At 41.2% G+C, this 7,148-nt stretch carries 9 protein-coding genes; 5 read left to right on the top strand and 4 right to left on the bottom strand.

The window, feature by feature from the left end; all coding sequences use genetic code 11:
• Positions 1–271 precede the first annotated feature (271 nt).
• The 3 genes from AC1U9U_RS14605 (at position 272) to AC1U9U_RS14595 (ending at position 3,089) form a co-directional block, all read left to right on the top strand.
• Positions 272–1,039: a hypothetical protein gene (locus AC1U9U_RS14605; protein WP_479961283.1), complete on the top strand. Its 768-nt coding sequence runs from the start codon at positions 272–274 to the stop codon at positions 1,037–1,039.
• The gene (locus AC1U9U_RS14600; RefSeq protein ID WP_479961282.1) at positions 1,032–1,679 is read left to right on the top strand and encodes a PrsW family glutamic-type intramembrane protease; all 648 of its coding nucleotides are present in this window, start codon (positions 1,032–1,034) and stop codon (positions 1,677–1,679) included. The genes AC1U9U_RS14605 and AC1U9U_RS14600 overlap by 8 nt, the downstream gene beginning before the upstream one ends.
• Before the next feature lie 219 nt (positions 1,680–1,898).
• The gene (locus AC1U9U_RS14595) at positions 1,899–3,089 is read left to right on the top strand and encodes a DUF2974 domain-containing protein (protein ID WP_479961281.1); all 1,191 of its coding nucleotides are present in this window, start codon (positions 1,899–1,901) and stop codon (positions 3,087–3,089) included.
• An 18-nt stretch (positions 3,090–3,107) separates the two neighbouring features.
• Here the strand turns inward: AC1U9U_RS14595 and AC1U9U_RS14590 are convergent, their stop codons facing one another.
• Complete coding sequence (locus AC1U9U_RS14590; protein WP_479961280.1) at positions 3,108–3,995, bottom strand: LysR family transcriptional regulator; 888 nt, start codon at positions 3,993–3,995, stop codon at positions 3,108–3,110.
• A gap of 177 nt (positions 3,996–4,172) precedes the next feature.
• Between AC1U9U_RS14590 and AC1U9U_RS14585 the strand changes: the two genes are divergently transcribed.
• Entirely contained in the window at positions 4,173–5,402 is a 1,230-nt protein-coding gene (locus AC1U9U_RS14585; protein WP_479961279.1) for an MFS transporter, read from the top strand.
• Between the two features lie 69 nt (positions 5,403–5,471).
• Here the strand turns inward: AC1U9U_RS14585 and AC1U9U_RS14580 are convergent, their stop codons facing one another.
• Complete coding sequence (locus tag AC1U9U_RS14580; RefSeq protein WP_479961278.1) at positions 5,472–5,912, bottom strand: YkvA family protein; 441 nt, start codon at positions 5,910–5,912, stop codon at positions 5,472–5,474.
• Positions 5,913–6,049: 137 nt separating this feature from the next.
• Here AC1U9U_RS14580 and AC1U9U_RS14575 point away from each other — a divergent pair, with 137 nt between their 5' ends.
• A complete protein-coding gene (locus AC1U9U_RS14575) occupies positions 6,050–6,316 on the top strand; it encodes a hypothetical protein (RefSeq protein WP_479961277.1) in 267 nt (88 codons plus the stop codon).
• A 122-nt stretch (positions 6,317–6,438) separates the two neighbouring features.
• On the opposite strand, the gene AC1U9U_RS14570 is transcribed toward AC1U9U_RS14575, so the two are convergent.
• Entirely contained in the window at positions 6,439–6,819 is a 381-nt protein-coding gene (locus AC1U9U_RS14570) for a nitrite reductase (RefSeq protein WP_479961276.1), read from the bottom strand.
• 154 nt (positions 6,820–6,973) lie between these two features.
• Entirely contained in the window at positions 6,974–7,141 is a 168-nt protein-coding gene (locus AC1U9U_RS14565; RefSeq protein WP_479961284.1) for a hypothetical protein, read from the bottom strand.
• Positions 7,142–7,148 lie beyond the last annotated feature (7 nt).

Here is a 7,148-nt window from a genome sequence, read left to right as displayed (position 1 = left end):
ATAAATATTACCCTGTTATATAATATTTGTCAAGGATAAATTAGGTGTAACTTAAAGCCTTTTTAGCTAATATTAGACAAATTTTTTTCCTATAATTATTTAACTTATAAAAAGTTCTATGGCATCATTCAAAAATTTTATTTAAGATTCAGTGAAAAATATAACAAACTCTCTTCGAAATATGTAATAATAGAGTTAGTGAAAGGCATTGCGACTTAATCCGTAGATTGGACGAGGTTTTGCAGTAGGATGGATAGGTAGGCGATGGAACATGATTATAGAAGCGCAAGTAATGCAAAGAACTCTGAAAAGGAAAGAATTGTTGATTAACTCGGTAAAGATTATGCTGGTCCTTACAGTCTATTGGGCAGTGTTGTTGTATCTTATGCTTTCTTCCGAATCTATCTCGATTTCTCGGCTCGGTATGGCGGCCAATGCTTTCAAACTATTTTTTGGAATGACATTGGGAGTATTTGCTTTGGTCTATGCACGATGGAGTAAAGACCGTCATCTCATGTTAGGGCTGAGTTTGGCTGTATTAAGTTGGACACTAGGGCAACTCTACTGGTTTTCCTATCTCTATCTGGTGGGAAAGACAACTCCTTATCCATCTATTGCTGATTTAGGCTTTATCGGTGCTTACTACTTCTTTATCGGTGTAATCTGTACAATCACCGGCAGGATACCACAATATACTATTAAACTAAAATATCGAAATCTCTGGCCGTTAGCCTTATTGCTAGTGCCGATCTTTTTAGCCTTAGTCGGTAAGAATCCCTTGCAAGTCGATATTAATAACTTGGCCTTAACTTTAGCTTTAATCATTACCCTTTGGAAAGCTCAACCGATTTTGCCTTCAAGCCGGTATCGAATATTTTTATCCGGTGTTTGTTTGATGTGTTTATGCGAAATTGTCTTTATGATCAGTATTGTTCTGTTTCATTCATTGTATACTTTTGCCACAGATGCTATATATCCGATTGCACTTTCCCTAAGTGTTTACGGCTTTATGAAAGCTGAGGAGATGCCTGATGGATGAAGCGATTTTTGTGGGAACCCTAATCCCTCTCTTTTTTTTGTTAATTATGTTAAAGGGTGAAAATAAATTACTGATATTATTTTTTATCTGGGGATTGATTGCGTTTGCTATCTCCCTTAATCTGAATAATAATCTGGTAAGGTATTTTCAAATGGACACCTTTCAGCTTTCGGTGTCTTGGGCCCCGCTGATAGAGGAGTTAACTAAAGCCCTTCCTTTGGGGTATTTTCTTTTTCGTTCGGAGAAGACAAAGATACCGGTCGCATGCTTTGGGATAGCGATTGGGATTGGGTTTTCTATCCAGGAAAACTATATGTATCTTCTTAGAAATATGGCTGAGGATTGTTCACCGGTTTATTTTGTTTTTACCCGTAGCGTTACTAGTTGTTTGCTCCATGCTACCACTACGGGGATTATGGGTTTTGGCATAAATTTGATTAAAAAGCTTAGGGGACTAATCTGGCCGTTTTTATTCGGTTTATATACTTTGGCCGTTACAATTCATGCCTTATATAATCTCTACATATGCTCTTGCTATAGCTGCATAGGCATGCTCATGCCTTTAGTACTTTACTTAATTGGTTTTATTATCATAAATATCAGCGAAGATAAGGGCGGGAGAAAAAGATTTAAGTTCTAACGCCATTAAAGAATCCGGGAATTTGGTTCCGGGATGAAGGTTATATGAAGGTTATTTGAAGGTTATTATCTAAGGTGAAGAGTCTCTGTGGGGATTCTTTTTTTGCATGGAGTCAAAAGGTATTAAAGCTCGTGTATAGAATATTTGTGCATAGAATAGAGGAAAAATTAGCATAAGAAAAGAAAATGGGAAGGACCTCAAAGGGAAGTGATTCATCTTATGCAAAATATCATTGATTATCTCGAGTGGCGGGGAGATTTAAGCTTTGCTCAGGATGGTTTTAATGAAGTAGATAATCTAATCTTTTCTGTTCTGGCTTATTTTGAATTCGATGGTATTGTGCCGCGGGAAGCAGGGGGGGAATCCGTTTCCTTAGTTGAGGCGGCGGATCAATACTTTAAGACTTTGGTCAAAGGCCCGCCCAAGGATATCATCAATCCTTTTTTTCGGGAGATACCAAGATTGTTAATGAAGGCGGTTCTGACTACCCGTTATAAGGATATCAAGTTATCCGGTTATGTAAATCAGGTGGACCATGAGGATTGCAATCAATTCTCGGCAATGGTGTTTTCCATCAAGGAGGATGAGCATTATATCGCCTTCCGTGGCACAGATGATACACTTGCCGGCTGGAAAGAGGATTTTCAGATGAGCTTTCGGGATGAGGTAAAGGCTCAGCGGAATGCGGTTGCTTATGTAGAAAAAAACCTTGCTTATTATCCGGGAAAACTATACTTCGGAGGACATTCTAAAGGTGGGAATCTGGCCGTTTATGCTGCAGCTCACCTGCCGCAGGAGGACCAGGAGCGGATCCTTGGGGTTTTCAATAATGACGGACCAGGTTTTCTTAATCAGGTGATCCAAAAGGAAGGGTACCAAAATATTCTCGGCAAAGTCCATACCTTTATCCCGAAATCCTCGGTAGTAGGCATGCTCCTTGAACACGGGGAAGAATACATTACTGTGAATAGCAATGAAATGGGCTTAATGCAACATAATGCTTTCTCTTGGGAAGTGAAAGGCACCCATTTTGTTTATGAAAAGGGTTTAACGAGGGCAAGTAAGAACTTCAACCAGATGATAAGGTTGTGGCTGAACCAGTTAACCATGGAGCAGAGAGAAGAATTTGTGGATGCTTTATTTGAGATTATTCAAGCTACAGGAGCGATGACGGTTACCGATCTCTCTCAAAAAAAACTGTCTCTGGCAACGGATATGATCAAAAGCTATCAGACCCTGGATACCTTGACAAAATCCCATTTGATTAAGGCCGTAAAACTGTTCTTCGATAAAAGTCAAAAAGTATTGATATCTTCCATCGAGCAAGATGTGGCATCCTTATTAGGAAAAGGGAAAGTTAAAAACGTGCATAAAAACAATAGCCCAAGAAACAATGGCTTTTTGCGTTGATCTTTGGGCCTCATAGGGTTAAATTTCTTGTGCCGAACTAAAATGATTCAGCACAAACTCCTTAAAGTTCTTGGCTGCGGGGGAAATATACCTTCCTTCCACCCAAGCCATGCCGATGACCCTTTCGCATTTTGGATTTGCGATATGGACCATAGCGATGTGAGGATTTTCTATGGCCCTGCTTCTGGGGATCAGAGCAATACCAAGGCCGGCAGCTACCAGACCGGCTACTGTCCCAAACTCTTCCCCGGCAAAGGTGATTTTGGGGTAAAAGCCTACCTCTTCAAAGAGCCTAAAGATAATTTCTCCAAGGGAGAGTTCCTCTTTAAAAACGATAAAGGGTTCGTCAGCCAGGTCTTGCAAAGGTACGCTTGCCTTTTTGGCCAGGAGGTGATCCTTAGGGACAATAAGAACAATTTCTTCACTAAATAACTTAAACCATTGGATATGGTCATCGGAAGGCTGGGAGCAAAAACATAGATCAATTTCTCCGCGTTCTAACTTAGCTAATATTAGCTTTGTGTTGTTCTGATAAAGCTTAAAATGAATATGGGGATATGTTTTGCGAAAGGTGCCTAACAAATCGGGCACTAGATTAGAGCCTTGGGAGTGGATAAATCCTAAGGAAACAGAACCTTTCCAGGGGTCAATGAGATCTCCCAATTCGTTTTGGGCTATTTTTATTTCTTGGAATATGTGATTGACCCGCTGTAAAAAAATCTTGCCATAGGGGCCCAGGACCACGCTGCGTCCTTGTCGTTCAAATAGAGGAACCCCCAGTTCCTCTTCCAGTCGGGCAATGGAGCGGCTCAAAGCCGGCTGGGAAATGGAGAGGGCCTCAGCTGCCTTTGTAAAATGCTGCAGTCGTGCAACCGTTTGAAAATATTGAAGCTGGTTTAATTCCATTTCCAACCACTTCTTTCTTTGGGTAAATAATCGGGACAGATCCCATTATTCATATCCTCCTCAATGCAATCAATAACTTGGATGCATTAAAATTATGCAAATTATAGATTAGACGTTAAGGGTTGTCAAGGAGTATGATATACTAAATTGCGTTTTGAGATTATGAGGTGAATCCTTGTGAACTCCTATATCCAAAAAGGAACGAAGGCTTTCCGTAATTCAACCCTGGCTCTTTTCTGCGGCGCCTTAAATACTTTTGCTATTATGTACAGCACCCAGCCTTTATTACCTGAGTTTTCCAGGGATTTTCAGGTTTCTCCGGCTACTGCAAGTCTATCCCTATCTTTAACTACGATTACCCTGGCTATATGCATGCTTTTTGTGGGTTCCCTATCGGAGGTGAAGGGACGTAAGCCAATTATGATCCTTTCTCTCGGACTGGCCTCAGTTATCGCCCTCCTCACAGCACTCGCCCCAAGTTTTGAAGTTCTTTTGGCCTTGAGGGTAGTTCAGGGAATCGCAATTTCCGGTTTGCCGGCGGTCGCTATGGCCTATCTTAGTGAGGAGATTGACCCCGGCAGCTTAGGGGTAGCCATGGGGTTATACATCAGTGGGAATTCCATCGGCGGTATGTATGGTCGCGTGATGATGGGAACCATAACTGATTTTTTTAATTGGCGAATAGCCCTGGGCACCGTCGGTGTGATCAGCATTATTGCCAGCCTGCTATTTTGGAAGCTCCTGCCTCCTTCGCAAAACTTTAAACCACGTTCGTTCGAGGTTAAAACCTTATTATCTTCGATGGGGAACCATCTTAAGGATGAAGGGCTACTCTGTCTTTATGGGATTGGCTTCTTAGCGGTAGGAAGTTTTGTCGCCATGTTTAACTACATCGGTTATCAATTAGTGGCTCCTCCTTTTTCCTTAAGCCAAAGTGTGGTGGGAGGTATATTTTTAATTTTCATTTTCGGCACCTTCAGTTCCACCTTTATGGGCCGTTTAGCCGACCAATATGGACAGCGCAGAGTTATTTGGATTTCCCTTATGATTATGGTAGTGGGTGCTGCTATTACCTTGAGCATGAATCTGTTTATTAAGATTATTGGTATTGCTATAGTTACTTTCGGCTTCTTTGGCACCCATTCCAACGCCAGCAGTTGGGTAGGGCATAGGGCAACTCACGATAAGGCCCAGGCTTCTTCTCTCTACCTTTTCGCTTTTTACTCCGGCTCGAGTATTGGCGGAACCCTTGGGGGAGTTTTCTGGAGTGCCTTCGGCTGGGGCGGAGTAATTGGTATGATCTTCTGCTTCTTATCGATTGCCTTTATTCTTGCGGTTCGCTTACACGCAATTACCGATCCTCAAATTAAAGAATCTGTTAAGGAATCTGTCTGCTCAAGAGGTTGAACCCCCTCAATACAATATCCCCCGGCACCATAGCTGGTGTCGGGGGATACTTTTTGTTTCTGTAGATATCTATAGCTCATCCATGTCGATGATAGCATCTTCCTCTGCTTTCCATATATAAAATTTTTGCAGATCCGTATCAACTTGCTTTAATACCAGGCCGATGACAAACATATCGTCCACATAGCCGATTCCGGGAATATAGTCGAAGATAATATCGATAGGGGATAAAAAATAGATCAAAGCGGCAAAGATGGCAACGATAGATCCGGCAGGAATTTCCCGATATTCTTTAGTAAGATAGGCTTTGACCACTTGGACGAAAAGTAGAATATCCTGGTAAGCCTTATTGATGGGACCGGTATTGATATTAAGCTTCTCAGCTTTGGCCAGGATGGCATTGAGTTTTTCTTGGCTGAGCGGAACACTTTGGAGGGTCTTCCTAGCTTCTTCTTGGAAATGATTGAATTTCACCATAATCTTTTCTTTAAAATCCTGTCCGATTTGCATATTTCGTCCCCCTTTGACTTTAAATTATTATATCATGATTCAGACGACATATTATGACAAAATACGTTGACAGGCATGAACTTTGTTGATATAATGCGGACCGTGTGTAATTTCAAATTGAAAAGAAAGAGGTTTCTATGAATCATTCAGCAGCTTTTAAAACCCTTCATGGTGAGATCAAAAAGCTTGGCAAGCTTGATCGGCACAACATGAATACGGAAGTCAAATTCCCAGTATTAAAAGAGCAGATCCTGGCCATCCTTAAAGGATTATTTGGCGTGACTTCCAGAGAATATCGAATTGTGAAACTAACTAATTCGCCTGCCACGATCGTAAAAGTAATGGATCATATTGCTGCCCGCCCCCATAATGTAACCGGCAAATCCATTGCAGTAAACATCTAAGTAAAAGCTTTACCCGTTGCTCAGAGTGCTATAGTACGCAGATATTATAAAGCTTGCTTCCCTAGGCGGAGGCAGCTTTTTTATTTATGGAGTTAATTTAGGGGGACTGCTTTGATGCCTAATCAGCCCTTTTGTAGTTCTTGTAAACGTTTGGTAAAATAGGCCTTTATTTGCTCTACGTATTCCGGCTTAAGGGAATATCGGCTCAAAACCCGGGTAAAGTCGCGATCTAAGCCATAGGTTCCATATTCGTACCATTCTGCTTCCAAATTACAAACGGCTTTTACTTGGTCGTAGATATAGGGAGTACCGGAGAAAGCCGCCAACAGGGAACTTAATTCCTGGGCAATTTGCACCTGGGGCAGAAAAAGGTTAAAAGGTTTTTTAGCCTCCTCCGATTCATAAATACCATCATCTTCCCAAACAAAAGGTTTATCACAGAGGTCAAGTATTTCTTGACAGGTTCTAATCATTTTTTCTTTTTCGGCCATAGATACGGACACTTATAACACCTCTAAAATTTTTATTGATTGCATTTTATCTAATTATACATTGGTTAGGGTGAAATGGGATTTTAGAGTTTATTTTGGCAATTCAGACTTTGAAGCCTGAACAAAAAGGTGGTACACATTTTATAAGTGTACCGGCCTTGATAGATTAGGTCCAAAGTCGAATTCCCTGAGGTATAACTGAAAAATGTACTGGGGTAAATCCCGGGTGCTCACCATCTAAGTCAAGGAAAGCTGAGGGATTCGCGAAAATGGAGATTTCTTTGCCACGATAAACGGAGACCCCCGATACTTGTAAATGCCGGCCTTGATAAATTTTGGGC

The sequence above is a fragment of the Desulfitobacterium sp. genome (genome assembly GCF_982384815.1).
This window is presented reverse-complemented; position numbering and strand designations above follow the sequence as displayed.